24 protein-coding genes and 1 pseudogene are annotated in these 22,703 nt (G+C 62.1%); 8 read left to right on the top strand and 17 right to left on the bottom strand.

Annotation, left to right across the window (positions count from 1 at the left end):
- Window positions 1-28 precede the first annotated feature (28 nt).
- The 5 genes from QP803_RS05390 to QP803_RS23955 all read left to right on the top strand — a co-directional run bounded on the left by QP803_RS05390 (window position 29) and on the right by QP803_RS23955 (window position 2,722).
- Window positions 29-238 (top strand): helix-turn-helix domain-containing protein, encoded by a 210-nt coding sequence (locus QP803_RS05390; protein ID WP_350356088.1) that lies wholly within the window; start codon window positions 29-31, stop codon window positions 236-238.
- Window positions 235-561, top strand: a complete 327-nt coding sequence (locus QP803_RS05385) for a hypothetical protein (RefSeq protein ID WP_284946707.1) — start codon at window positions 235-237, stop codon at window positions 559-561. Before QP803_RS05390 ends, QP803_RS05385 begins: the two co-directional genes overlap by 4 nt.
- Window positions 562-746: 185 nt before the next feature.
- Complete coding sequence (locus QP803_RS05380) at window positions 747-1,883, top strand: glycosyltransferase (RefSeq protein ID WP_284946706.1); 1,137 nt, start codon at window positions 747-749, stop codon at window positions 1,881-1,883.
- Between the two features lie 101 nt (window positions 1,884-1,984).
- Window positions 1,985-2,233, top strand: coding sequence for a hypothetical protein (locus QP803_RS05375; RefSeq protein ID WP_284946705.1), 249 nt, complete (start codon window positions 1,985-1,987; stop codon window positions 2,231-2,233).
- A gap of 285 nt (window positions 2,234-2,518) precedes the next feature.
- Window positions 2,519-2,722 carry a KTSC domain-containing protein gene (locus QP803_RS23955; protein WP_350356065.1) on the top strand — a complete coding sequence of 68 codons (204 nt, stop codon included), beginning with the start codon at window positions 2,519-2,521 and terminating at the stop codon, window positions 2,720-2,722.
- Here QP803_RS23955 and QP803_RS05370 read toward each other — a convergent pair.
- From QP803_RS05370 to QP803_RS05340, 8 genes and pseudogenes are all read right to left on the bottom strand, one after another.
- A complete protein-coding gene (locus tag QP803_RS05370; protein WP_284946704.1) occupies window positions 2,697-3,671 on the bottom strand; it encodes a tyrosine-type recombinase/integrase in 975 nt (324 codons plus the stop codon). The genes QP803_RS23955 and QP803_RS05370 overlap by 26 nt on opposite strands.
- A gap of 33 nt (window positions 3,672-3,704) precedes the next feature.
- Window positions 3,705-3,965 (bottom strand): annotated as a pseudogene (locus QP803_RS23950) (Arm DNA-binding domain-containing protein); the annotation flags it as partial.
- 514 nt (window positions 3,966-4,479) lie between these two features.
- The gene (locus QP803_RS05365; protein ID WP_284946703.1) at window positions 4,480-5,385 is read right to left on the bottom strand and encodes a sugar phosphate isomerase/epimerase family protein; all 906 of its coding nucleotides are present in this window, start codon (window positions 5,383-5,385) and stop codon (window positions 4,480-4,482) included.
- Between the two features lie 59 nt (window positions 5,386-5,444).
- Window positions 5,445-6,530, bottom strand: coding sequence for a Gfo/Idh/MocA family protein (locus QP803_RS05360; protein ID WP_284946702.1), 1,086 nt, complete (start codon window positions 6,528-6,530; stop codon window positions 5,445-5,447).
- A 13-nt stretch (window positions 6,531-6,543) separates the two neighbouring features.
- Window positions 6,544-7,575, bottom strand: coding sequence for an ABC transporter permease (locus QP803_RS05355; protein ID WP_284946700.1), 1,032 nt, complete (start codon window positions 7,573-7,575; stop codon window positions 6,544-6,546).
- Window positions 7,572-8,519, bottom strand: coding sequence for an ABC transporter permease (locus tag QP803_RS05350; RefSeq protein ID WP_284946699.1), 948 nt, complete (start codon window positions 8,517-8,519; stop codon window positions 7,572-7,574). Before QP803_RS05350 ends, QP803_RS05355 begins: the two co-directional genes overlap by 4 nt.
- Window positions 8,516-10,006 carry a sugar ABC transporter ATP-binding protein gene (locus QP803_RS05345; protein WP_284946698.1) on the bottom strand — a complete coding sequence of 497 codons (1,491 nt, stop codon included), beginning with the start codon at window positions 10,004-10,006 and terminating at the stop codon, window positions 8,516-8,518. Before QP803_RS05345 ends, QP803_RS05350 begins: the two co-directional genes overlap by 4 nt.
- A 27-nt stretch (window positions 10,007-10,033) precedes the next feature.
- Complete coding sequence (locus QP803_RS05340; protein WP_284946697.1) at window positions 10,034-11,080, bottom strand: ABC transporter substrate binding protein; 1,047 nt, start codon at window positions 11,078-11,080, stop codon at window positions 10,034-10,036.
- A 244-nt stretch (window positions 11,081-11,324) separates the two neighbouring features.
- Here QP803_RS05340 and QP803_RS05335 point away from each other — a divergent pair, with 244 nt between their 5' ends.
- Both QP803_RS05335 and QP803_RS05330 read left to right on the top strand, forming a co-directional pair.
- Complete coding sequence (locus QP803_RS05335; protein ID WP_284946696.1) at window positions 11,325-12,395, top strand: fatty acid desaturase family protein; 1,071 nt, start codon at window positions 11,325-11,327, stop codon at window positions 12,393-12,395.
- A gap of 5 nt (window positions 12,396-12,400) precedes the next feature.
- Window positions 12,401-13,387: an aldo/keto reductase gene (locus tag QP803_RS05330; RefSeq protein WP_284946694.1), complete on the top strand. Its 987-nt coding sequence runs from the start codon at window positions 12,401-12,403 to the stop codon at window positions 13,385-13,387.
- A gap of 126 nt (window positions 13,388-13,513) precedes the next feature.
- On the opposite strand, the gene QP803_RS05325 is transcribed toward QP803_RS05330, so the two are convergent.
- Window positions 13,514-14,590, bottom strand: a complete 1,077-nt coding sequence (locus QP803_RS05325) for a LacI family DNA-binding transcriptional regulator (protein ID WP_284946693.1) — start codon at window positions 14,588-14,590, stop codon at window positions 13,514-13,516.
- Between the two features lie 215 nt (window positions 14,591-14,805).
- Here QP803_RS05325 and QP803_RS05320 point away from each other — a divergent pair, with 215 nt between their 5' ends.
- A complete protein-coding gene (locus QP803_RS05320; protein ID WP_284946692.1) occupies window positions 14,806-15,984 on the top strand; it encodes an aldose 1-epimerase family protein in 1,179 nt (392 codons plus the stop codon).
- Between the two features lie 20 nt (window positions 15,985-16,004).
- Here QP803_RS05320 and QP803_RS05315 read toward each other — a convergent pair whose 3' ends face one another.
- The 8 genes from QP803_RS05315 to QP803_RS05280 form a co-directional block, all read right to left on the bottom strand.
- A complete protein-coding gene (locus QP803_RS05315) occupies window positions 16,005-16,565 on the bottom strand; it encodes a glucose-6-phosphate isomerase family protein (RefSeq protein ID WP_284946691.1) in 561 nt (186 codons plus the stop codon).
- A gap of 13 nt (window positions 16,566-16,578) precedes the next feature.
- A complete protein-coding gene (locus tag QP803_RS05310; RefSeq protein ID WP_284946690.1) occupies window positions 16,579-17,379 on the bottom strand; it encodes an ATP-binding cassette domain-containing protein in 801 nt (266 codons plus the stop codon).
- Window positions 17,380-17,384: 5 nt separating this feature from the next.
- Window positions 17,385-18,389, bottom strand: a complete 1,005-nt coding sequence (locus QP803_RS05305; protein WP_284946689.1) for an ABC transporter permease — start codon at window positions 18,387-18,389, stop codon at window positions 17,385-17,387.
- 24 nt (window positions 18,390-18,413) lie between these two features.
- The gene (locus QP803_RS05300) at window positions 18,414-19,379 is read right to left on the bottom strand and encodes an ABC transporter substrate-binding protein (protein ID WP_284946688.1); all 966 of its coding nucleotides are present in this window, start codon (window positions 19,377-19,379) and stop codon (window positions 18,414-18,416) included.
- Window positions 19,380-19,476: 97 nt separating this feature from the next.
- On the bottom strand, window positions 19,477-19,629 hold the full coding sequence (locus tag QP803_RS05295) for a hypothetical protein (RefSeq protein WP_284946687.1): 153 nt from the start codon (window positions 19,627-19,629) through the stop codon (window positions 19,477-19,479).
- A 30-nt stretch (window positions 19,630-19,659) separates the two neighbouring features.
- Window positions 19,660-20,475, bottom strand: a complete 816-nt coding sequence (locus QP803_RS05290) for an alpha/beta fold hydrolase (RefSeq protein WP_284946686.1) — start codon at window positions 20,473-20,475, stop codon at window positions 19,660-19,662.
- Window positions 20,472-21,293: a sugar phosphate isomerase/epimerase family protein gene (locus tag QP803_RS05285; RefSeq protein ID WP_284946685.1), complete on the bottom strand. Its 822-nt coding sequence runs from the start codon at window positions 21,291-21,293 to the stop codon at window positions 20,472-20,474. The genes QP803_RS05290 and QP803_RS05285 overlap by 4 nt, the downstream gene beginning before the upstream one ends.
- On the bottom strand, window positions 21,293-22,369 hold the full coding sequence (locus QP803_RS05280; protein WP_284946684.1) for a Gfo/Idh/MocA family protein: 1,077 nt from the start codon (window positions 22,367-22,369) through the stop codon (window positions 21,293-21,295). The genes QP803_RS05285 and QP803_RS05280 overlap by 1 nt, the downstream gene beginning before the upstream one ends.
- Window positions 22,370-22,703: the final 334 nt, after the last annotated feature.

Below are 22,703 nucleotides of genomic sequence, written 5' to 3'. Positions count from 1 at the left end.
TAACAGGTTGAACGCAGTTCAGTGCCGAATGGCCCGCGCGGCGCTTCAGATGGGCGTCAGAGATCTAGCTGATGCTGCTGGTGTGTCCCCCACAACTGTCACCCGCCTCGAGCGAGGAGACGCGCTGTATGAGAGAACAGTAGAATCCATCCGCGCCGCCCTTGAGGCCGCCGGCATCGAGTTCGTGGCGGAGAACGGTGGCGGGGCTGGGGTGAGGCTGAGGAGGGCTACAGAATGAGGTTCAGTCTCATCACCAGCGCCGCAGTTCTGCTTACCTGCGCTACCGCAGGCGCGGCCGAGGCGAAGCGAGCCGTCTGCACCATGACCGACGATGGCACCTACCCGTGCGAATTCACGCTGACCGACACGGACGGCAGCTTCCAGGTGACCGCTCCCGGCAAGCCCACCCATATGTTGAACATGGACACGCCGGGCGTTGCTTGGGGCTACGATAGCTTTGGTGGTCGAGATATTGCCCTGCCGGGGAAATTCATCCGAGAGCCGGCTGACCCAGCCTGCTGGAAGAACGACGAAACGCAGGCTGTCGTGTGCGCTAGGTAGGAGCATGCCTGAAGGCGGCCGGCGGCGAGCTCGTATCGGAAAACGGCGGGGGCGCGGGGGGTGAGGATCAGGAAGGTGGGGTGACACGCCGCACTGAAAGAGGCGTCGACTAACAGCAGTTGACCCCATGATATCAGCCGGTCAGATATCGAAGGCTGGCAAATAACGGTAGCGGGACGCCTGCCATGAATGCTGTTAAGGTTGTTGTCGCGAGCGGCATAACGCTCCCTCAGGACGTTCTCGATCACCTGGGCGTCCAGCATGGAGAGGCCATCTCAATCGAGATGTTGCCTGGTGCGCGGATTGTCCTAGCCAAAGCGACCGACGTTATAGCGCCGCAGGACAGAGGCGATGAAGCGTTCCGCGCTTTCGCATTGGCCGGTGGCGATCCGCCCTGGCCGTCCAAGCCGTCTTCACTCAGATCTGATGACGTCTCGTCGGTGAATCCAAAATTGAAGTGGTATTTCTGCTTTAATGAGGCCGCAACAGCGTGGTTCGCCGACATGATCAAAGCGGCGGTCACGTCAGCCCGTCTGAACACAGATCTAGCACCACACTGCATCTATGATGGTGGCCCCAGTCCAATGATCGATTGGCTCAAGGACAACGCCGTTACTATACACTACACAAAGGTTCCGTTTCGGGCGAGGTTGTTTGACCAAGACGTAATCGATCGTAATAAGGGGACGGGATATAGCCCCGTATCAGCGAGCGGCTACTATCTGCCACTTCAGATCGCTGAAGTTGAAACGCATGACCAATATGTCCTGTTCACTGACTGCGACATCATGTTCTTAAAGTCGGTTGATTACTCGAACTTCAAGCCTGAAATCATAGGAGCTGTCGCGGAAGTCGCCAACTTATCGGCCCCGACCCCTTCGCATGTTCAGGACGCTTTCAATTCCGGTGTTTTAGTCATCAACGTGCCCGAACTACGCCGACGAACTCCGGAGTTGCATCAAGCCCTGGAAGAAAGCGGGTATTACAACTTTGGAAATACGGGCGCGACTTACGATCAGGGTCTCCTCAATATGGTCTTCAAGTCAATCTGGACGCCACTTCCGACAGAACTCAATTGGCGTGTTTTCTACGGCCACAATCCAGATGCGAACATTGTTCATTGGCATGGCCCCAAGCCACCGCATATCGACAAATTCATTCGCTACATAGATGGACAGCCGGTCGCTAATAATCCACCTATCCCTCCTTTATTCGATAGTTTGATGAGGTACGATCAGCCATCCTACAGACACTATTATCAATTGCATCTGGGGTTCCTCGACGAGGCGCTGGCTCCGCGTGAGCGGGCGGCAGTCACATAAGGAACGCCCAAGCAGTCACCCAGCCGTGACCACCTCCGGCGGAAATAGCGTGACAATCGGCAAATGGCGCTTTATCGTATCGATGTCGTACGGAATTGGTCATGAAAACACTGATCGCCACCTTCCTGTCGCTCGCGTTCTGCTCGGCGCCCGCTTTGGCGCACAAGCAATATCCCGCCGTGTCGCCCGACATCACGTGCCACCACGATCGCGTCGTGTGGGTGAACACGAACAGCGACGTCTACCACTACCAGGGTGAGCGCTGGTTTGGCCGGACGGAAAGCGGTCAATTCGAGTGCGAGAAAGACGCCAAGGCCGAAGGTGACCGAGCAACTAGGAACGGGCAATGAGCGCGACATCTACCCCGGTTCTCTCCAGATGGGAGCACCGCAGGCTACGCCTCAGGTGGGAGTTGCAACAGCTTCGAGATGGCAAGCTGAGGACCTGGGCAGACTACGGACACGGGCGCTTGGAAAGCACAGTCAGCACGCGCCTGGCATTGGAAGAGCATCTTGCAATGGTGGAGCAGGCCTTAAATGAGCACTTCCAGTGACACGGAGGCCGGCGACGAGTTTATCGAGCAGAATGGTGGCGGCCCTGGCGTTGCGGCCCGCAGGCAGAAATAAGGATCAAAGATGCCGCTTTTCCCAAGTTCAACGGCAATCGCAAGTGCCGATTATAATCTCACAGCACGACGCCTAATTATCCTCTACCGAGATGGCAACAAGTCTTATACCTATTTCAACGTTCCCCCGAGCGTCTATCAAGGTCTTTTGCAAGCAACATCCAAAGGCCGATATGTCGATTTGAGCATTAAGCCTTACTACTCTGTGGGCTGACGCCGCACGCCTCCTCCATCAGCGAGACAGTCTTCTCTGCCACCGCGTCCGCTGCAGCCAGCAAGATGGCATCGGCGGCGTGGACGTACCTCGACGTGATGCTGTGGCGCTTGTGGCCGACGAGCGCGGCGATGGACGCCTCGGAGTAGCCCAGGTCGCTGGCGAGAGACGCAAAAGAATGTCGCAAGACGTTGGGCGTTATCTCGGCACTGATTCCGCCGAGCCCTATTATCCGCTCCCATACGCTTGGAAAACCGGACATCTTTCCCTTGCCTCGCGATGCGGGAAACACAAGGTCGCCCGCCTTCGTCTGTGCGCGCAGAATTGCGCAGGCATCCTCGGATAGGGGCCGAATCGAGAAGCCGCTCTTCGTGTCAGCCAAGCGCGCTGTTCGCCGAGACACATCCACCTCATCCCAACGCAACCCGGTCGCCTCCCCGCTCCGCCAACCCGTGAGCACCAGGAAGCGGGCAGCGGCTATCGCTGGCGGCCAAATCTTCGCTTCGACGGCGAGGTCGAGGGCCGTCCCGAGTGCGGCATATTCTGCCTCACTCAGCCGGCGTTCCCGCCTACCGTCCGCGAAGCGCAGGAGGCCGTGAACCGGGTTGTCCGCCCGCAGTTGGTTTCGAACGGCATAGGTGAAGATCGCACCCAATAGCCCCAGGGTTCGGGTCGCGGCCCCCTTCCCGCCCCTAATATTCGACAGGCCGCGCTTCTTGCCCGTCTTGGCCTTCCCGGCGCCTTTGCCGGCAGCGATGTCGTACATGAACGCCTCGACATCGTCGCGACTGACAGCCGGCACCTTGAGGGCGCCTATAAGCGGCTTGATGTGCCCGCTGATTCGGCTGCGGTCGGTCTCGATGGTGGTGGCCTTCTTCGCGACCCCGCGGCGCGTGAGGATGCGGCCGGAGGCAGCGTCCTCGATATAGGCGTCACAGAGTTCCGCCACCGTCTTGGCTTGCCTGGCAGAACTCTTTGCACCCGCCGGATCCCCGCCTGTCGCTACGGCGCCCAGCAGCCGGCGCGCTTCATCACGGGCTTCGTCAGGCGTCCAGGGAGCGCCATGCCGGCCGATTGTCAGCCGGCGTTGGCGGCCTTCCTTGGTTCGATAAAGCAGGACATAGGCCACTGCGGGACTGCGCTGCCGCCTGGCCCCAAAACCCGTGACAGTGGCGTCCCAGACCTCTTCATTCGGCTGGAGCGCCTTGATTTCCCGGACGCCTATCCGCTTTCGTTCCGCCAAAACCCACCTCGCTACCTAGACTCTAGGTAACACATAGGTAGCAGGTCTAGGCAACTCGGAGCATTCCCTCGCAATGAAGGGCAAGCTGTTTTCGTAGGAATTTCAGTAAATTGACACCTTCCGCAACTCGTTTCAAAGAAGGGCAATCCATCGGTTAAACCCTCCGAAGGCAAAGGTCACGCGTTCGAATCGCGTCGGGTCCGCCAAGGAAATCAATGAGTGAATAAACTTCTAGCCGCGTCCGAAGTGGGCGCCGGAAGCAAGAGAGAAGCAGTCACACCAAGCGTGACGACCCAGCGCAGTGTGTGAGACGACCCACCACGCGGCCCGCACTATTTCCCCTGGTCGAGAATGTCCTACCGAGTGGCTGCGGGATACGGACTATCCGACCGTCCTGGTTGAGTATGGGACATTGCAGCCACCCTCCTCAATCAAGCAGCAAGACGTGGATGGCACGCCTTCGCGTGCCATGACGAGAAACTCGGACAGCGGATCAAACTGATCGAATCCTGCGCTACAGCCCATGCACGCGCAGTTTTCCGTCGAGGAACTTCTTGGCCCGCGGTACATCGGTCTCATCCAGGTGCTCGATGATAATCGGAATGTTCGGATGCTTCTCGGCCAAGCGATTGAGATAATAATCGTAGTTCAGTGCCCCAAGCCCCGGCGCCGGTAGCTCGATCGAACCGACACCCCGAAAGGAATGCGCCTCGGACGCATCGATGTCGGCATGCTTCTCGCTCGTCTCGACAGAACGCTTCACGTCCTTGGCGTGGGAGATGCAGATCTTGTCGGCTAGCGTATCGAAGATCTGCTTCAAAACCTTGTCCATAGCGTCGATGTTGTGGTCCTCAAAATAGTTCGTCGGATCCATCAACAGGCCAAGGCCTGGGTGATTGACTTCTGCGAAGATCCGTACCGTTTCCTCGACCGAGCCGACCACGTTGTTGACATAGGTTTCGAGCAGAAACACCGCACCATGGTCGTAGGCAACCTGTGACAGCTCAGCGATCACCTTGCGGCAATCCTCGAAGCCTTCCTCGGTCTTGTTCTTCGGATGGCTGACCCAGTCGGACTCCGTGTTAAAGGTGCCGGTTTCGGAAATGACATAGGGCGAACCGAAATGGCGCGCGTTGCGAATGATCGCCTTCAGGTAATCCAGCCGGCGCTTCCGCTCATCCGGATCCGGATGCACGATATTGGTATAGCCCGAGATGGTGCTGATCGGCAGATTGTAGTCACGGAAGGTTTCGCGCACCGTCTTGGCTTTTTCGATAGTGATGGACTCGGGCGTCGAAAAGTCGATGTCCTTGAACGCGAGATCAAGCTGAACGGTATTGAAGCCGAGGGCCTTGATCCGCTTCGCTTGTTCGGCCAGATCATACGGAAAGTAACCGGTGAAGATACCGACTTGGAGCATGAGACGTTCCCTTAATTATAACTATTCGGGTGGAAAAGCGCAGCGCATTCCACCATCACCTAGTAACCGAGCTCGGCGAGCTTCACCGCGCGATGCTCGTCCACCGAACGATAAGCGGCCTCCACCAAAGCCATGGTGCGAAGGTTGTCCGCCACGTTAAGAACCGGTGTGGTCCCGGTCTGTACCGCGTATTGCAGCTGCTCCATCACGCCCGCGAAAGCGCCGGGAAACCACCGCGTCTCCCATGTCGGCTGCACCCATTCTCCGCCTGTGGCGATCGTCGATGAATACCGCAGCGTCGATGGCGAACCGTCGGGATAGTCGGGCCAGCCGATGCTGCCCTGGGCGACGCCTTCGGTACCCTCGACGCGCCATTTGATGTAGATGTCGCCCGAATAGCCCGGCGCCTTCGGGCCGCTCCACACATCTTCCATCGACACCGCCATGACGCCGGAGCGGAAGGTGAGGGTGGAGGCGCAGATGCCGTCCTTATGGGCAAAGTCGGTGCGCGGATCGGGGCGCACGGCGGTGTAGATCTCCTCCACCTCGCCGAACAGGAAGCGCAAAACATCGAGGTGATGGATGGACATGTTCAAAAGCGTCAGCCGCCCGTAGTCGCGCAGAAAGGGCTGCCAATGGGGAATGGCCCGCATCTCGATCGTCGCCAGAACCGGCGTGCCCAGCGATCCACGATCCAGAATCTCCTTCAGCACGCGCATGGACTGGTCGAAGCGCATGTTCTGGTTGACGGCGAGCACCTTCCCGGCGGCGCGGGCCTCAGCCTCCAGCGCTTCTGCAGTCGCCAGGTCAAGCGCGAGGGGCTTCTGCGCCAGAATGGCGCGGATATGCGGCTGACGCAGCGCGAGGCGGATCAGCGCCGGCTGCTGGTCCGGCGGATAGGCGATGTCGAGGATATCGACAGACTCGTCCGCGATCAGGTCTTCCGGTCTTGCATGAACGCAGGGAATGCCCCAGCGCGCGGCGACGGCGGCAGCCTTCTCCTGGCTGCGGGAGGCAATGGCCACAACCGGAAAGCCCGCACCGTGGTACGCGGCGAGATGGATATCCGCCATGATGAAGCCCGAGCCGACGCAGCCGATGCGAAAGTCGCGGCAGCGGATGGGGGCGTCGGGCGTGAAGTCCAATGCGTCTGGCAGCTTAGCCTCCTGATCGCAGGTTGGTCATGGTGGATGGGGCGGGCACCGGCGCCGCGCGAGAGCGCGGGCGGAGGCCGCTGAACAGAGCCTTGTGCAACTGGCCCTTCATGCAGCGGTCAAGCATCAGGAAGCCGAGCAGAGTGGCGCCGAAGATGATCTGCCGCCCGGCCTCCCCGATGGCGATTGCCGTCAGCAGACTGACGAGCACGGTCATCATAATTGCGGCGCAGGCGACGCCCAGATAGGGCGCGCGACCACCCGCCAGGGTGACACCACCGACGGCGGCGATCACGATGCTGGTGAGGATGTAGGGGTCGCCCAGGCCGTAGAAGGCTTGGCCGACATAGCCGGTCAGCATGAAGCCCGCGAAGGCCGCGAGGCCGCCGCTCAGGGCGTAGGCGCCGATCCGCACGTCTGTCGTGTCGGTGCCCGACAGCAGGGCCGCCATGGCATTGGCGCCGGTATCGGTCAGGCGCCGGCCCCAGGCCGAGAAGGACAGCAGCCAGATCGCGACAGTCGCCAGCACGACCCAGACCAGCACAATGTTGGGAACGCCCGCCGTCGCCCAGCCGGAAATGGTGACCAATACGGGACTCGCGGCGTTGGACGGCTGGACCAGCGACACGCCGACGATGACGCCGCCATCGACCACGCTGGTGATCGCGAGGGTCGCGACCAGAGGCGGAATACGCAGCAGCGCCACGCCGATGCCATTGACGCTGCCCACGATCAGGCCCGCGCCGATGGCGGCGAGGCCACCCAAGGGCGTCATGCCGTTGCTGCCGTGCATGATGGCGGCGCCGAGAATGCCGCCAAGGGTTGCGGTCGCACCGACGGACAGATCGAGCCCCTGACCGCCGGCCGCCATGACGATGGTCTGGCACAGGCCGAAGATGCCGAGGAAGGCCGCGATCTTGAGCTGGTTCGCCACCTGATTGGCGTTGAGGAAGCCGGGCAGCAGAATCTGGCCGACGATCAGCAGCAGGATGCTGATGCCGATGAGCAGAAGCGGGCGGACAAGGGCGGGGTTCATGCCGTTCTGCGCCCTTCCAGCACCATGAAGCCGAGGGCGATGACGACCACGATGCCTTTGACGAACTCCTGCCAGCTGCTTGGGATGCCCGCGAAATAGATCACGTTCGTGACCATGCCCAGCACCAGGGCGCCGACCAGCGCGCCCCAGGGCGAGCCTCGCCCGCCACCCAGGGAGATGCCGCCGATCACCACGGCGGCGACCGAGGCGAGGGTATAGCTTTGCCCCAAGCGCGGATCGCCCGACATCGTCTGGCAGGAAATTGCGAGGGCGGAGAGGAAGACCAGGCCCCAGCCTGTGACGAAGGCCATCAGCTTGATGCGCGCGACCGGAATGCCGGCTTGGCGGGAGGCCACCGCATTGCTGCCCACGGCGAAGATCCGCCGCCCGGCCCGGTGCCGCGCCAGCACCACCCAGATCGCCATCGCAAGGATCACGAAGACCAGCGGCGTCGGCACGCCCAACACATGGCCGGCATAGAAGTCGCCCAGGCTGTCGGCGATCACACCGCCCGGCTGCGGCATGATCGTCAGCCCCAGGCCGAACCAGATAGCGCCGGTCGCGAAGGTCGCGACCAAGGAAGGCAGGCCGACATAGGCGACCAGTACGCCGTTGACGAAGCCGAGCGCCAGCGACACGGCGAGGCCGATGGCCAGCACGCCGAGCGACCCGCCGACATGCTGGGGCGGCAGGCTGGCCAGCACGCAATTGATGAGGGAGACGCCGGCGCCGACCGACAGATCAAGCTCACCGCTCAGCACGATGATGGCCTGAGCGACGCAGATCAGCACGGTCGGCGCGAAAGTCGCCATATTGCTGTCGAGGGACGCGCCGCCAAAGAAATTGTCTTGCAGCACGGCATTGATGACGACGACGACCAGCAGCATGAGCAGCCCGGGCCCGAGGCTGCTGCGGCGCAGCGCCGCCCAGGCATCCGCAGTCATGCGGCCCTCCCGAAACTCGCCGCAAGCACCCTTTGCTCGGTCATAGCGGTGCCCGCCAATGCCTCCATCACGCGACCTTCATACATGACCAGAATGCGGTCGCAGTGCAGCAGCAGTTCATGAATGTCGGAGGCATAGACAAGGGCGCTGCTGCCGCCCGCCGCCAGCATACCGAGCTGGGCATAGATTTCGGATCGCGCGTGGATATCGACGCCCTTGGTCGGGTCGCTGAGCAGCAGCACATCGATCGGCCTCGCCAGCCATTTGCCAATGACGACTTTCTGCTGATTGCCGCCCGAGAGGGTTGCGACAAGCTGGGCGCCGCCCTGGGTCTTGATCATCAGACGTTTGATCACCGCCGGCACGAAGTCCCGCAAGGCGATTTTCGGCAGCCGCCAGGGGCTGGTGAAGAGCGTGACGAGCACGGTGCCGAGATTCTCGCCCACCGTCTGATCCATGAACAGGCCCTGGCGATGCCGGTCATTCGGCACCAGGCAAATGCCGCGACGGATCATGTCGCGCGGAATGCGGGGCGAAACGGGCTTACCGAGATGCAGGATGGTGCCGCCATCGACATGGCGGAAACCCGCGACGGCATCGAGGAGTTCTTCCTGGCCGTGACCCTGAAGGCCGGCGATGCCGACGATTTCCCCGCGCCGCAATTCCAGGTCCACGCCGCGCACGGCATGGCCCGCGCGCAGACCCGCGAGTTGCAGCACAACCTCGCCCGCCGACCGCGCGGTGCCGCTGTGTGGCGCCGCCTCGGAATCGGCCGTCAGCAGGTCGAGGATGCGCGCCTCGTCCAGCCGGCCCGATGTCTCCCAACTGCCGACACGCTGGCCATTGCGCAGCACCACGAGGGCATCGCAGATCTCTTCGACCTCCCGCAGCCGATGGGAGATGAAGATGATGGCCGTGCCCCGGGCCGCCAGCGCACGGACCTTTTCGAACAGCTTCGCCACAAGGGCGGGGGAAAGGGCGGCGGTCGGCTCGTCCAGGATAAGCACGCGCGGATCGCGGGACAGAGCGCGGCCAATTTCCAGCAATTGTTGCTGCGCTGCGGACAGAAAGCCGGCCGATTGGTCGACGTCAATGTCGAGGCCGAGTTCGGCTAGCATCGCCCGTGCCGCCCGGCGCCCGGCACGGCGATTGATGAAGCCACCACCACCGCAAACTTCCGAGCCCAGGAACATATTCTCCCAAACTGGAAGATCAGGGGCGAGGCTCGGATGCTGATGGGCAATCACGATTCCCTGCTTCGCCGCATCCTGGGGCGAGGCCGGTGCGGCCGGCACACCGTTCAAAGACAGCGAGCCGGCATCGGGCATCACCTCACCGGCGATGACGCGGCAGAGCGTGGATTTGCCAGATCCATTGGCGCCGAGCAGGCCGAGAATCCGGCCCGCAGGCGCTTCCAGATCCACCCCATCCAAGGCCACCACGCCGCCGAAGGCCTTTGTGATGCCTTGCGCCACAAGCAGGGTCATCGCACCCCCTTCGCCGAAAGCCGGCGACTATACGAACAGGCTATCGAGCTGCGCCTCGGTCAGCCACTCACCAAGGAAGTAACCGTCCGGCTTGTCCTTCACGCTCGCCAGTAACTGGTCGAGATTGGCGTTCGTGACTTCGACCTGGACAGGATAGTGGTAGGTATTATTCGGCAGCGGCTTGAGCGTCTTGCCATTGGCGATCCGCACCGCGACGCCCATGGCGGTGCGCCCGATCTCCGGCGGGTTCGAGCGCGCAAACAGATGTACGTCATGCCCGGCGTCGAGTTCCTTCTTCCATGCGAGCAGGAAGGATTTTTGCGCCTCACCGGTCATGATCGGCAGCGGCCGGCCAGCCGCCTGGAAGGCGCGCATGATGCCGAGGCCCATGCCGTCTTCCGTGCAGACCGCATCGATGTGCGGCGTTGCGGCCAGCACCGTCGCCATCACGGCCTGAGCCTTGGCCTGATCCCACATGCCGTAACCGGACCAGACGATCTTGATGCCGGGGTTCTTGTTGAACACATCGAAGAACGCCGTGCGGCGGGCAACGGCGGCGGGATGACCGGGCACACCGTCCATGACGGCGACGAGGCCTTTGCCGTTCAGCTGCTGAACGATCCATTCCGCGTAATGCTTACCCCAGTCATATTCATCGATGCCGACGTTGATGGCGTAGGGCGCCGTCACTGACTGGTCGAAGGCAATGACGGGAATATGCGCGCGCTTGGCTTCGTTGATGACGCCGGTAAGGGAGGCCGCAGAATTGGCATCGAGCATGATGATCGAGACGCGATCGCGGATCATGTTGCGCACGTCCTGGATTTGCGCATTGGTATCGGCGCCGGCCTGCTGGACGACGAGCTTATTGGCGAGGCCCTGGGCCTTATAGCCCTCGAACTGCACCTGCGACGAAGAGACCATCTGGTCGCGCCATTCGGTGCCGAAATAGCCGTTGGACAGGCCGATGGTAATTTTCTTGTCGGCGGCCCGCGCTGTGCCCAGCCCGCCAGCGGCGGCGACGCCCAGAACGGCCAGGCTTGCCGACGAGAAATGACGCCTCGTGAAGTCCATGTGTTTCCCCCTCTTAACCGATGCGTGTTTTGAGGTCCTTGGCGGTCGCATCATCCGCCAGGATTTCTTTTCGTATCGCTGCACCGTAAGGAGGCTTGGCGGGGACATCAAGCGAAATGATGCGTCAAAACCCCTCATTCATGATGGCATTTACCGAGAACTATGATTTGATTTGATTGGAAGCCCTCGGTTTGTGTAGATGATCTCAAACTGGTCGCCCGACGACCGGAGAGGGGGGAGAGCCATGGCCGAAGCATTGCGCATGCGGGATTATAGCCTGACGGGGGAGGATGCCCGGCTGGCGCAGGAAAAGGGCCTCTCCGCCGCGTCTTGGTATGCCACGCCCTTGGCGCGGAAGCAGTTGAAAGAGCTGATGAAGCGCAAGGATGGCCCGGCCATCCGCGACACCGCCATTTGGTTTGCGGCCCTGGCGCTGACGGCCATCGGCGGCATCTGGTTCTGGGGAACATGGGCTGCCGTGCCGTTCTTCATCGCTTATGGCACGCTCTATGGATCCTCGGCCGATTCGCGCTGGCACGAATGCGGTCATGGGACCGCCTTCAAGACACGCTGGACGAACGACGTGCTCTATTACATCGCCAGCTTCATGCTGTTGCGGGAGCCCACGGTCTGGCGCTGGAGTCATGCGCGACACCACACAGACACCATCATCGTCGGCCGCGATCCCGAAATTGCCGTGCCGCGGCCTGCGCAGATCGCCAACATCCTCCTCAACCTCTTTTCATTGAAGGGCGGCATCGGCTCGCTGAAGCAGATCGCCTTTCACGCCACGGGCCGGCTGGGCCCCGCCGAGGCGAGTTACATTCCCGCGACGGAGCAGTTTCGCGTCTTCCGGGCGGCGCGCGTGTACCTCGCCATTCTCGTGGCGACGGTGCTGGCCTCCGTCGCCCTGCACAGCTTTCTGCCGCTGATGCTGGTTGGCCTGCCAACCTTCTACGGCAGCTGGCTGATGGTGATCTTCGGCATCACGCAACATGCCGGGCTGGATGAGGATGTGCTGGATCACCGCCTCAATAGCCGCACCATCTATATGAACGGACTGTGCCGCTTCCTTTATTGGAACATGAATTATCATGTGGAACACCACATGTTCCCGATGGTGCCCTATCACGCCCTGCCACAATTGCATGAGGCGGTGAAGGATGATTGCCCGGTGCCTTACCGCAGCCTGCGGGAGGCGTATCGGGAAATCATCCCGGCACTGATCCGACAGAGCCGCGACCCTCGCTATTTCGTGCGGCGTCCTTTGCCCGCGAAAGCATATCAGCAGCCAATACCCGTCGCCGCCGAGTAACCATCATGGACTATGCAAACTTTGCGGGCGGCCGAACGATCAGCCGCCTGGGTTTCGGCGCGATGGGATTCGCGGGATGGTTCGGCGAACAGCCGGAACGCGCGTCCATCAATGCACTCGTCCTGGCGCTTGAGCGCGGCATCACCTTCATCGACACGGCCCGCGCGTACGGTGCCTCCGAGCGTATCGTCGGTCTCGCGCTCCGCGAATGGACGGGCGCGAAACCCTTCCTCGCGACGAAGATCGAGGCGCTGGGCGGGATCGAACAATGGGGCACACCCGTGCCCGCCGAGGCCGCCTTCCCGCCAAGACAGGTCATCGCCTCGTGCGAGGCGTCGCTCCGCGCCCTTGGCGTCGAGCAGATCGACCTCATGCAGTTGCATACCTATTGGCCGACCTGGGGTGTGACCGGCCATTGGATGGAGGAGCTTCAGCGCCTGAAGGACCAAGGCAAGATCGCGCATATCGGCATTTCGGTGCCCGATCATCGTTCCGACATGGTCCTGCCCATCGTGACCAGCGGGCTGATCGACAGCGTGCAGACCATCGTCAATATCTTCGATCCCACGGCCCTGGAAGTTCTGGTGCCGATCTGCGCAGCGCATCGGGTCGCGGTCATCGCGCGCTGCATCCTCGACGAAGGCGGACTAACGGGCTTCCTGACGGCGGACACGACCTTCGGTGAAGGCGATTTCCGTCGCGACTATTTCGACGGCACCGTGCCGCGCCAAGCCTATATCGATAAGGTGGAGGCCTTGAAGCGCTTCGTGCCGGCCCATGCCTCTTCGCTGGCAGCCCTCGCCATCAAGTTCGTACTGAAGGACCCCGCCATCACGACAGCGATTAGCTCCATGCATGTGCCTGCCTTCGCCGAAGCGAATATCGCTGCCGCAGACGAGGCCCCGCTCGATGACGCGACCTTCCAGCGTCTGATGACAACGCATCGGTTCATCAAGAACTTCAACAACGTCAAACATTTCGGCATGCCATGACCGTCGCCTGGGCCGAGTTGCGGCCGGCGGAGTTCCTCGCCCGCCGCGAGACGATGCCCGTCGTCTCCGTGCCCCTCGGACTCGGTGACCTAGGGCTGCTCAACAAGAAGACCGCCATCCGCACCCCTACTCCGGCAGATTCTCCCGAAAAATGGCATGCACCCGCACCGTTGCCCCCCGCACGAAAACCTCCTGCCGGGCGGCGCGGGTGAGCAGGTCGATCGCTTCCCGCGCCTCGACCCGGGGATTTTGATCGATCACCACATCCATCGTGCCAGACATCAAAAAGCGGCGCGTATGCTCGGTCAGTTCATGGCCGACGAAGACCACATCCTGTGCCCGCCCCGTTTCCTCCAGCGCCCGCGCAATGCCTTCGGTTCCGCCACCGATGCTATAGATGCCGGCGATATCGGCATATTTCCCAAGCAGCGCCTTCGCTTCCTCATAGCCGCGCCCGGTATCATCATTCACTTCGCGCAGTTCCACGACGGAGAGATCCGGATAGGCCTCGCTCACGATATGGCGAAAGCCCATCTCCCGCTCTTCATGACCGCGATAGGAGAGCGAACCCGCAAACAGCGCGATCTTCGCCGGAGCTTTCGGCAGGAAGCGGCCGAGCAGATAGCCCGCAAGGCGGCCGGCAGCGCGGTTGTCGATGCCGACATAGGCAATACGCGGCACCTGTGTGATGTCGGAGGCAAGCGTCAGCACCGGGATGCCGCTGCCCGTGAGAGACCGGATCGCCTCACGCACCACGGGATGATCCAGCGCCGTAATACCCACGCCATGCGACCGCCCGACAAGTTCCGCGAGCTTTGCGGCAAGGGCGGCAGGGTTGAACCCCTCGATCATGTGCAGCCGCAGGCGCAGGTCCGGCCGTGCCGCGCCAAGGAGTTCGATCTGTTGGGCCAGGTTGAGGATGAAGCTATTGGTGCCATCCGGCAGTACGAAATCGAGGGAGATGATCGGTGCCGATGCCGATACTTCGGGAAGTTCCGTGACTGTGGCAGTGATATAACCGAGACGACTGGCCACCTCCAACACGCGGTTGCGGGTGCGGCCATGCACGCCGGGACGCGCGTTGATAACGCGGTCTACGGTCGCGACTGACAAGCCCGAATCGCGCGCGATGTCGTCCAGCGTGATCCGCGAACCATTCGGTGACCTGAGGCGCGGGGTCCGGCTACTGCCAGAAGCGTTCATATCCGTTCCTAAGCGATGCGTGGGCCCCATGCGGTCATGACTACAGGTTCGGCCGAAGTCGGAGCAAGCGGCTGCCCAGGACCTACGGCTAACCCATCAGACTGTCGCCGCGCCCGCGCATTAATGATGTGATTTGAGCGATCTGTTGACAATAAAGGCATCGTAACCAATCATTCGCCGAAGCCGAAGTAAAATCGGCGTGGGAGTGTCGTCGCATGGTGATGTTGTTCGGCGAGCCCCTCACCCGCAGGCAAGTCGCGGAACGTGCAGGCATGCTCTCGCAATTTTCCGGCGTGCGTCTGATGACCCTCGCCGATGGCGTCGAGCGCGGGGTGCGTGTGCTCGAATTCCGGACCGGCTCGGGGCTGCGCTTCACGGTGATGCTGGATCGGGGTTTCGATATCGGGGACTGCGAGCATAAGGGCCGGTCGATCGGCTGGCATTCGCCTGCGGGCTTCCGCCATCCCGGTCTCGGCCATCCGGAAGAGGAAGGTGGGCTCGGCTGGTTGCGATCGATGTCCGGCCTGCTCGTCACCTGCGGTCTCGATCACATCCTGGGCGGTGAGACCGCATCCGCCGCAAACTTCAACTATCCTGGGCGCGCCGAAATACGGGCCACACTGCATGGCCGCATTGCCATGATTCCCGGTCGGCTGACGGGCTATGGCGAGATCTGGGAGGGCGACGACTGTACCCTCTGGTGCGAAGGCATTGTGCAACAATCGACCGTATTCGGGGAGGATCTTCACCTCATCCGGCGCATCGAGGCCCGCCTGGGCGGCGATGAGATCCGGCTCACCGATCGTGTCGTCAACCACGGCTTCTACACGACGCCGCATATGTACCTCTATCATATCAACCTGGGCTATCCCTTGCTCGATGCCGGGGCGCGCTATGTGGCACCGATCCGTGATGTGATCTGGGCGGCCCATGCCGGCGAGGCCTATGCGCGGCAGCAGGTCGGTTATCGCCTCATGCCAAGTCCCATCTTGAACTTCCGTGAGCAGGTCTGGCAGCACGATCTGGCCGCTGATGACGCAGGCCGCGTGCGCGTGGCGCTGTTGAACGATCGCCTGGCTTTCGGCCTGGAGGTAGAGACTCTCAACGCGCAATTCCCCGCGCATTACCAATGGCAGAATTTCCAGACGGGGCAATACACCATGGGAATCGAGCCCTCCACCAACCACGTGCTGGGCCGTGCTTTTGCTGAGGGGCGAGACGAGTTGATCTGGCTCGATCATGGGGAGGAGCGCCGCTATGACACGATTCTGCGTGTGCTGGACGGCACCCAGGCTCTGGCGGCGTCTGAGCAGCGTATCCGGGCAATCGCTGCTCAACCCGATGCGGATTATCCCGCGCTCTCCGGCCGGTTTCCGGCGATCGACGCGGGATAGAGACGACCCGCCCTGACGCCTTAAAACCCCGGATTGGCGACGATTGCCAGCGTATCCGCACGCTCTACAGCCAGCTTCCGCATGCCGTGGCTCAGGATATCGCCATAGTCATGCCCGGCCGTTGCCTGGCAGAACCATGCGAAAACCAATGGTTCGGGACCAGTATTGACGGAACGATGGGCCCAGTCAGGCGGGATGAAAGCGCAGACGCCCGGTGCCATCGTCACCTCCCGTGTTTCACCCTCGCGCGTCTGCAACAGCAGAACGCCATGACCGCTCTGGGTGTAATAGACTTCGCCACAGTCGCGACGGACATGGTAATGGCCGCGCGTCATGAAATATTCGTCGCCAATCTTCCCCGGCTGCATCGTTGTGGTGCCGAAGATGATATCGGAATCTGCCTGCCGATATCCCGCGACGGCATAGGCCGGCCCGTCACCGCAATCCCGCAGATAGGTGTCGAAGGCAGTCACGTCCCGATACAGGCCGCGCAACTCGCCAATGGTCTTGATGTAGTGCTCATTGGCGTCTGGCACCTCGCCGGTCACGCCATTGATGAAGATGCCTGCTGGCAGGGACATGGTCGCAGCTTTCTCAGTTGATATTGCGGGCGATTTCTGCCTCGGTCGCACCTACGATATCGTTGACGACGGCGGATGTCGTCGTCGTGCGTGTGACATGCTCGGCCACGACCTCACCCAGGCGCATGACCACGATGCGGTCGGTGATCGCCATGACATGCGCCAGGGTGTGTGAAATCAGGATCACGGCAACGCCTTCATCGCGCACATGGCGGATCAGGCGCAGCAGTTCCTCCACCTCATGCACACCGAGATGATTTGTGGGCTCATCGAGAATAAGCAGCTTGCGCGCCCAGGACATCGACCGCGCGATGGTGATGGCCTGGCGTTGGCCACCCGATAGATGACCGACCGTGGTTTCCAGATGCGGCAGCCGAATGCCGGTCTTGGCGGTATCCTCCTTTGCGACACGCGTCATCGCCACGTTGTCGAGGAACCCCAAGCGGCCAAGCAGGCCTGGCCGCACAATCTCCCGCCCCAGGAAGATATTGGCGGTGATGGACAGCGTTGAGGCCAGCCCCACGTCCTGATACACGGTCTCGATCCCGGCACCCAGGGCCTGTTGCGGAGATGTCCAGCGGTGGGGCGTGCCTTCCAGGATGACCTCACCACTCGTCTGCTGGAACATGCCCGAGATGATCTTGATGATCGTCGATTTTCCGGCGCCGTTATCGCCGACGAGGCCGACCACTTCGCCCGCACGTACGTCGAAGGTCACGTCATGCAGCGCGGTGACGGAGCCGAAGGTGCGCGTGATATGCTGCAGGGATAGCAGAACGTCGCCGGCGGGTTTGAGCGGTGCGTTGGGGGTCATGGCAGTCAGTCCCTCGCCCGGCCGCGTTCCTGCACCATGACGGCGATCGCGATGATCACGCCGATGATGACAGTCTGCCAATAAGGCTGGATGCCGGCGACGATGAGGCCGTTGACGATCGTGCCGATGATCAGCGCGCCGAGCAGCGTGCCGATGATGGTGCCAGTGCCGCCGAACAGGCTTGCGCCGCCGATTACGACAGCGGCGATTGCGTTCAACTCGTCATTGGCGCCTTCAAGCGGTGAGCCCGTGCCGAGGCGCATGAAGACGAGCACGCCCGCGACGGCGGATAGCAGCCCGGAAATGACGTAGATTTTCATCAGATGCCGCTGTACTGGAATGCCGGCGCCGCGTGCTGCCCGCGCATTGGATCCCACGGCGAAGGTCCAGCGCCCGAAGCGCGCGCCGTGCAGGAACGATGCGACGATCACACCCAGGATTGCCGTCACGACGATCGGCAGAGTGAGCACATCGAAGAAAACCGTATTGCCCCAGGTGGCAATCTGCGGCGCCAGGCCCGAAATATCGACGCCGTTCGTCAGAACGAAGGTCAGGCCTGTCGCGATGCCGAGCATGGCGAGCGTCGCGATAAACGGCGTCACCCGTGCGCGGGTAATCATCAAGGCATTGCAGAGTCCGATGATGAAACCGACTGCCAGGGCCGCCACCGTGCCCAGGATCAGACTCGGCAAAGCACCAAAGCCCGCCTGCCCCACGGCCACCAGCACGATGGAACCGACGATGCCGGAAAGCCCCAGTGTGGCCCCCACGGAAATGTCGATGCCGCCGGTAATGATGACCAGGGTCTCGGCGAAGGCGAGCAGAATCGTCTCCGTCGAATCCTGGAGAATGCTGCTGATATTGTCGGTGCCGAGGAAGCCCGGATTGAGCACCTCGAAAATACCGACGATCACGGCGAGGGCCAGGATCAGAAGCACTTGCTGACGCACCAAGGGACGGCGCGACAGCCAGGAGTCCTTGGGCGGCGTGATTGATGGAGGGGTCGCCATATCCGCCGCCCTCACTCTGTCGCCTTACTGGCCGCGATAGAAATATTGCGATTGGTTGTCCATCGTCTCACGCTTGATGAGGATGTCAGGCAGAATGTTGTTCTTCTGTGCGGGCTTGATACCCTTGGTGGCATCGACCGCCATCTTCACTGCCATCTGGCCTTCCAGCACCGGCTGCTGCGCAATCAGGCCAATGAGGTCGCCGGCCTTCAAGGCCGCCACTTCGCCCGGCTCCGCATCATAGGCCACGACCTTCACCTGGCCGAGCTTGCCCGCGTTGCGCAGGCCCTGGATCACGCCGATGGCGGTTTCGTCATCGATGCAGAAGACAGCGCCGAGTTTCGGATAGCGCAGCAGCAGATCGCGCACGACCTGGGCCGCATGGCTCGGTTGGTCGCTACTGAACTGGAAGCCGAGATATTTGAGGCCAGGATAGGTCTTGATCTTGCTCTCGAAACCTTGCTTGCGGAGCTCATCCGTGCTGACGCCGGGCAGCCCGTTCATGAGATAGACCTCGCCTTTGCCACCCAATGCCTCATTGACCAAATCGGCGGCCAAGGCACCGCCGCCAATGTTATCGCCGGTGACGGCGCCGACGATATTCGTCGTGTCGGCAACGCTGGTATCGGCGGTCACGACTGGGATGTGCAAGGCAACGGCACGGTTCACCGAGGGCATCAGCGCGTTGCTATCCGTCGGCACCAACACGAAGCCGGCGGGCTTTTGATTCAGCACGGCGTTCACAAACGGTAGCTGTGCTGTCGGCGAATAGACGCCCATCGCGCCCTGCCATACCAACTTGATGCCAAGCGCCTTGGCTTCCTGCTGCGCGCCATATTCCATCGAAACGAAGAACGGATCGGAGGCGATGCTGGGCACGAAGCCGATGGTCTGCGCGCGCGCCGCATGGCCGCCGAGTGTCACGGCCCCCAAGGCTGTCGCCAGGCAGCAGCCGCGAAGCAAAACGGCTCTCAGATGTTTAGCGTTCATGTTTCTCATCGACGTTTCCCGTGTTCTTTTTTGTTCTTGAATCGCGAACTTGGTCTCTGCGCCTGTTTGACGCAGTTGGCCTACACTAGGCAGGCTTTCAACGCCCGACAAGGGCAGACTTCAGCGCCCGTTCAGGCCAAACCAGATCGCAGAAGAACGGCAAACTCGGCGCGACACCTCCATCGGCGACGTCGATCGGAAAGACGTCGACATGCGCTTCCGGGCGTTTCAGGTCTGCGGCCATCATCATGAAGAGTGTCGATGCTTCTATCGGCCATGGTCAGCCACCTCCGGTTTTGATGTCGAGCGTCTCGAAAAACTCCCCTATCGCGCTCCCCACCTCAGCGAAATGGCGTGCGGGCGCGCGCGCCTTGGCCGCAACCTCGATGAAGGCGCCACGCATCACCGTCGCGAGCGTCTTGGCGTAGGACAGGGGATGGACCTCATCCTCCGCGCAGCCGATGGCGACTGTCCGGACGCCGATGGCGGCCGCGCGCTCTGCGCTCACGCCGGGCCCGTCCGCCGCGATATCGGCAAGAAGATGGGCGGTCAACGCGCGATCCGGATGATCGAAAAAGCCGAGCAAGGAGGCCAGGTTGTCGGGCGCATGCTCGGCCAGATGGCGCGCCGTCGCCGAACACCCGAAGACGGCGCGTGCTTCCTCGGGCGGATGGTCACGCAGCGCGGCGGCGACCTCCGCGTAAGGCCGCATCGTCTGTGGCGCGGGCTCGAACAGCCAAGCCGGCCGCACCAGAGCCAGACCGGCGACGCGGTTGGGATGATGCGCCGCAATGCGCAGGGCGATCGCCGCCCCCATCGAAATGCCGCCGATGACAAAGCGGTCGATCCCCGCCGCATCGACGGCGGCAAGCACATCCTCCGCGAAGACCTTGATGGAGAAGGGTCGCACGTCGCCCGCCGAGGAGCCGCCGTGGCCACGACATTCCACGGTCAGGATGCGCGCCTCCATCTCGGGCGGCAGGTTCCGTGCGACCTGCCCTTGATCACCGCCGAGACCGTGCTGGAAAACGATGGGAAATCCCCTGCCCTTGTCGAAGATCTGCAGGACTGCACCGCCGCGTACCAGCCGCGTCATGTCGTGACAGCCCGCAGGTATCTCGCCACGGCCGGCGCTTCCTCGGCACTCAACCCATGGGCCACCAGCGGTCCATCGAATCCCACACCCCGCAGCCGTGCGACGAAATCGGCGAAGTCGACGATGCCGTGACCGACCGGGACGAGGCGACCAATCGCAGCGCGATCCTTGGCATGGGCCATGGCTATCCGGGCGCCCAGCCTCTCCACCGCGTCGCGCACCAGGGCAGCCGCCGCCTCTGCCGTGGCGGTTTCGAACAGATTGGCGGGATCGAGCACGACGCGCAGGCGTGGCGAGGCCATGTCATCGATCAGCCGCCGTGCATCCAGGGCCGATGTCACCACATTTGACGGCTCCGGCTCAATACCCAGATCGACGCCGAAGCGCTCGGCAAGTGCCAGCGCCTTCGCCATCTCCGTCACCAGATCATGCCAGGCAGACGGGTCCGCGTTGTTTTGGTGATGCCGCCACTGATCCTCCGCGTCACGCGTGCCGGTGCATAGCGTCACGAGCGGAATGCCGAGATGCGACGCCGCGGCGATGACGACGCCGAGTTGCCGGAGGCCACGCGCGCGGACAGCCTCATCCGGATGGATCATGTTGTAGGTACCTGACAGCGCAACGAGGGAAACGCCACTCGCCTTGGTCGCCGCGCGGATTTTCCGCAGCACCTTTTCCGACACGGCATCCGGCATCGACGCCAGCCCCGCGCAGCTCAGATTGAACTGCGACACCGCATAGCCGGCCTCGCGCACAGCCATGAGAATGGCCTCGACGCTCGTGCCCGAAAAGGTCTTTGCGAAAATCCCGATCTGCATCACACGGCGCCAGTTACATCGGCGAGCCGGACGCTATCGCCACTGCGCACGGACTGCGCGATTGCCACCATTGCGCGGATCGAGGCCAACCCATCCTCGACATCGGCACCGCGCATCGGCGCGCCATCCAGCACCGCCTCCGCGAAACCTTCAAGCTGCCGACGGAAGAAATGCCCATCGGCGCCTAACGGTCGGCGATAGGTCGCGTCTTTTTCCGAAAAGATCTCGACGTCGCTGGACCGGTAGAACCAGGGATTGTAGGTCTTGGCGAGAATGCTGCCGTGTTCGCCGTAAAGCTGGAAGCCCTCGTGCCAGTCCATCCGCACAGCGACGGTGAGGTCGAGATGACCCAGCGTGCCATTCGCGAAACTCGTTTCCACAAACCAGCAATACGCACCGAACCGCGTCGAAAGCCGCGCACGCACCTCGGTGATCTCTCCGCACAGGAAACGCGCGGTGTCGACCAAATGGCTGCCATGGGCGAGCATGAAATATTGCGCAAGATCGGCCTTGGGATTGCCACTCGGCTTACGGGCCAGCTTACTCGTCACCGGGAGCGGCTGGACGGCATCGGTATTGGTATAGCGATGCGTGGAATCGCAATACCATGCCTTCAGGGCTAACAACTCACCCATTTCGTCTCGCACGAAATCCCGGGCCGCTTCCAAGCCGGGGTCGAAGCGTTTCATATGACCGACTTGCAGACTGCGGCCAGACCGGTTGACCGCATCACGCAGCGCTTCGCCTTCGGCGACCGACGTGCCGATGGGCTTTTCGCACAGCACGTGCTTCCCCGCCTCCAGCGCGCGCATGGCCATCGGCACATGATAAGCGTCCGACACTGCGATGATCACGGCCTCAACGTCGGGATCCGCCAACATGGCATCGTAATCGGCGAAAGTCCTGGTCGGCTCATAAGTTGCGGCCATGCGGGCGAGCAGATCGGGGGCTGCATCGCAGATCGCATAAAGATCGGCGTTGCGGGCTTTCACGCAGGCGTCCAGATGCGCGAATTGCGCAATCGGACCGCAGCCGAGAATACCGACCCGAAGGCGGCGGGCGTCTTTCGTGATCATCGTTCCTCGCCGCCCATTAACAGCCGTAGCGGCCAATCTGATCGCGATTTTCGCGCACCGCATCCCCCGTTGTAGTGCGATCTTGATCGCCGCGCCTTTTTATGAATGGAACGATCCCGCAAACGACGCGCAAGGTCAAGCATAAGACCGCACATAGTCGCGTGATGCCCCTTGAGCCCCTGCGGGCTTTGGCGCATGAGCGACGCCAGCGCTGGCACACAAGGCGGGAGGATCTGTTCATGTCCACACTCGGCATCGGGGTCATCGGCTGCGGCAATATCGCCATGACCTTTCTTCGCAATGCAGCGCTATTGGAGGGGATATCTCTCATTGG

The organism is Acidisoma sp. PAMC 29798 (genome assembly GCF_030252425.1).
Lineage (GTDB): Bacteria > Pseudomonadota > Alphaproteobacteria > Acetobacterales > Acetobacteraceae > Acidisoma > Acidisoma cladoniae.
Note: the sequence above shows the minus strand (reverse complement) of the source record. Positions and strands in the feature narration are given on the sequence as shown.

Coding starts and splice junctions, on each gene's coding strand:
- QP803_RS05380 (WP_284946706.1), top strand. CDS start 747: ATGAATGCTGTTAAGGTTGTTGTCGCGAGCGGCATAACGCTCCCTCAG.
- QP803_RS05305 (WP_284946689.1), bottom strand. CDS start 18,389: ATGGCGACCCCTCCATCAATCACGCCGCCCAAGGACTCCTGGCTGTCG.
- QP803_RS05285 (WP_284946685.1), bottom strand. CDS start 21,293: ATGCAGATCGGGATTTTCGCAAAGACCTTTTCGGGCACGAGCGTCGAG.
- QP803_RS05330 (WP_284946694.1), top strand. CDS start 12,401: ATGGACTATGCAAACTTTGCGGGCGGCCGAACGATCAGCCGCCTGGGT.
- QP803_RS05365 (WP_284946703.1), bottom strand. CDS start 5,385: ATGCTCCAAGTCGGTATCTTCACCGGTTACTTTCCGTATGATCTGGCC.
- QP803_RS05315 (WP_284946691.1), bottom strand. CDS start 16,565: ATGTCCCTGCCAGCAGGCATCTTCATCAATGGCGTGACCGGCGAGGTG.
- QP803_RS05325 (WP_284946693.1), bottom strand. CDS start 14,590: ATGAACGCTTCTGGCAGTAGCCGGACCCCGCGCCTCAGGTCACCGAAT.
- QP803_RS05355 (WP_284946700.1), bottom strand. CDS start 7,575: ATGAACCCCGCCCTTGTCCGCCCGCTTCTGCTCATCGGCATCAGCATC.
- QP803_RS05295 (WP_284946687.1), bottom strand. CDS start 19,629: ATGATGATGGCCGCAGACCTGAAACGCCCGGAAGCGCATGTCGACGTC.
- QP803_RS23955 (WP_350356065.1), top strand. CDS start 2,519: ATGCCGCTTTTCCCAAGTTCAACGGCAATCGCAAGTGCCGATTATAAT.
- QP803_RS05340 (WP_284946697.1), bottom strand. CDS start 11,080: ATGGACTTCACGAGGCGTCATTTCTCGTCGGCAAGCCTGGCCGTTCTG.
- QP803_RS05350 (WP_284946699.1), bottom strand. CDS start 8,519: ATGACTGCGGATGCCTGGGCGGCGCTGCGCCGCAGCAGCCTCGGGCCC.
- QP803_RS05390 (WP_350356088.1), top strand. CDS start 29: ATGGCCCGCGCGGCGCTTCAGATGGGCGTCAGAGATCTAGCTGATGCT.
- QP803_RS05335 (WP_284946696.1), top strand. CDS start 11,325: ATGGCCGAAGCATTGCGCATGCGGGATTATAGCCTGACGGGGGAGGAT.
- QP803_RS05310 (WP_284946690.1), bottom strand. CDS start 17,379: ATGACCCCCAACGCACCGCTCAAACCCGCCGGCGACGTTCTGCTATCC.
- QP803_RS05300 (WP_284946688.1), bottom strand. CDS start 19,379: ATGAACGCTAAACATCTGAGAGCCGTTTTGCTTCGCGGCTGCTGCCTG.
- QP803_RS05345 (WP_284946698.1), bottom strand. CDS start 10,006: ATGACCCTGCTTGTGGCGCAAGGCATCACAAAGGCCTTCGGCGGCGTG.
- QP803_RS05290 (WP_284946686.1), bottom strand. CDS start 20,475: ATGACGCGGCTGGTACGCGGCGGTGCAGTCCTGCAGATCTTCGACAAG.
- QP803_RS05320 (WP_284946692.1), top strand. CDS start 14,806: ATGGTGATGTTGTTCGGCGAGCCCCTCACCCGCAGGCAAGTCGCGGAA.
- QP803_RS05280 (WP_284946684.1), bottom strand. CDS start 22,369: ATGATCACGAAAGACGCCCGCCGCCTTCGGGTCGGTATTCTCGGCTGC.
- QP803_RS05375 (WP_284946705.1), top strand. CDS start 1,985: ATGAAAACACTGATCGCCACCTTCCTGTCGCTCGCGTTCTGCTCGGCG.
- QP803_RS05385 (WP_284946707.1), top strand. CDS start 235: ATGAGGTTCAGTCTCATCACCAGCGCCGCAGTTCTGCTTACCTGCGCT.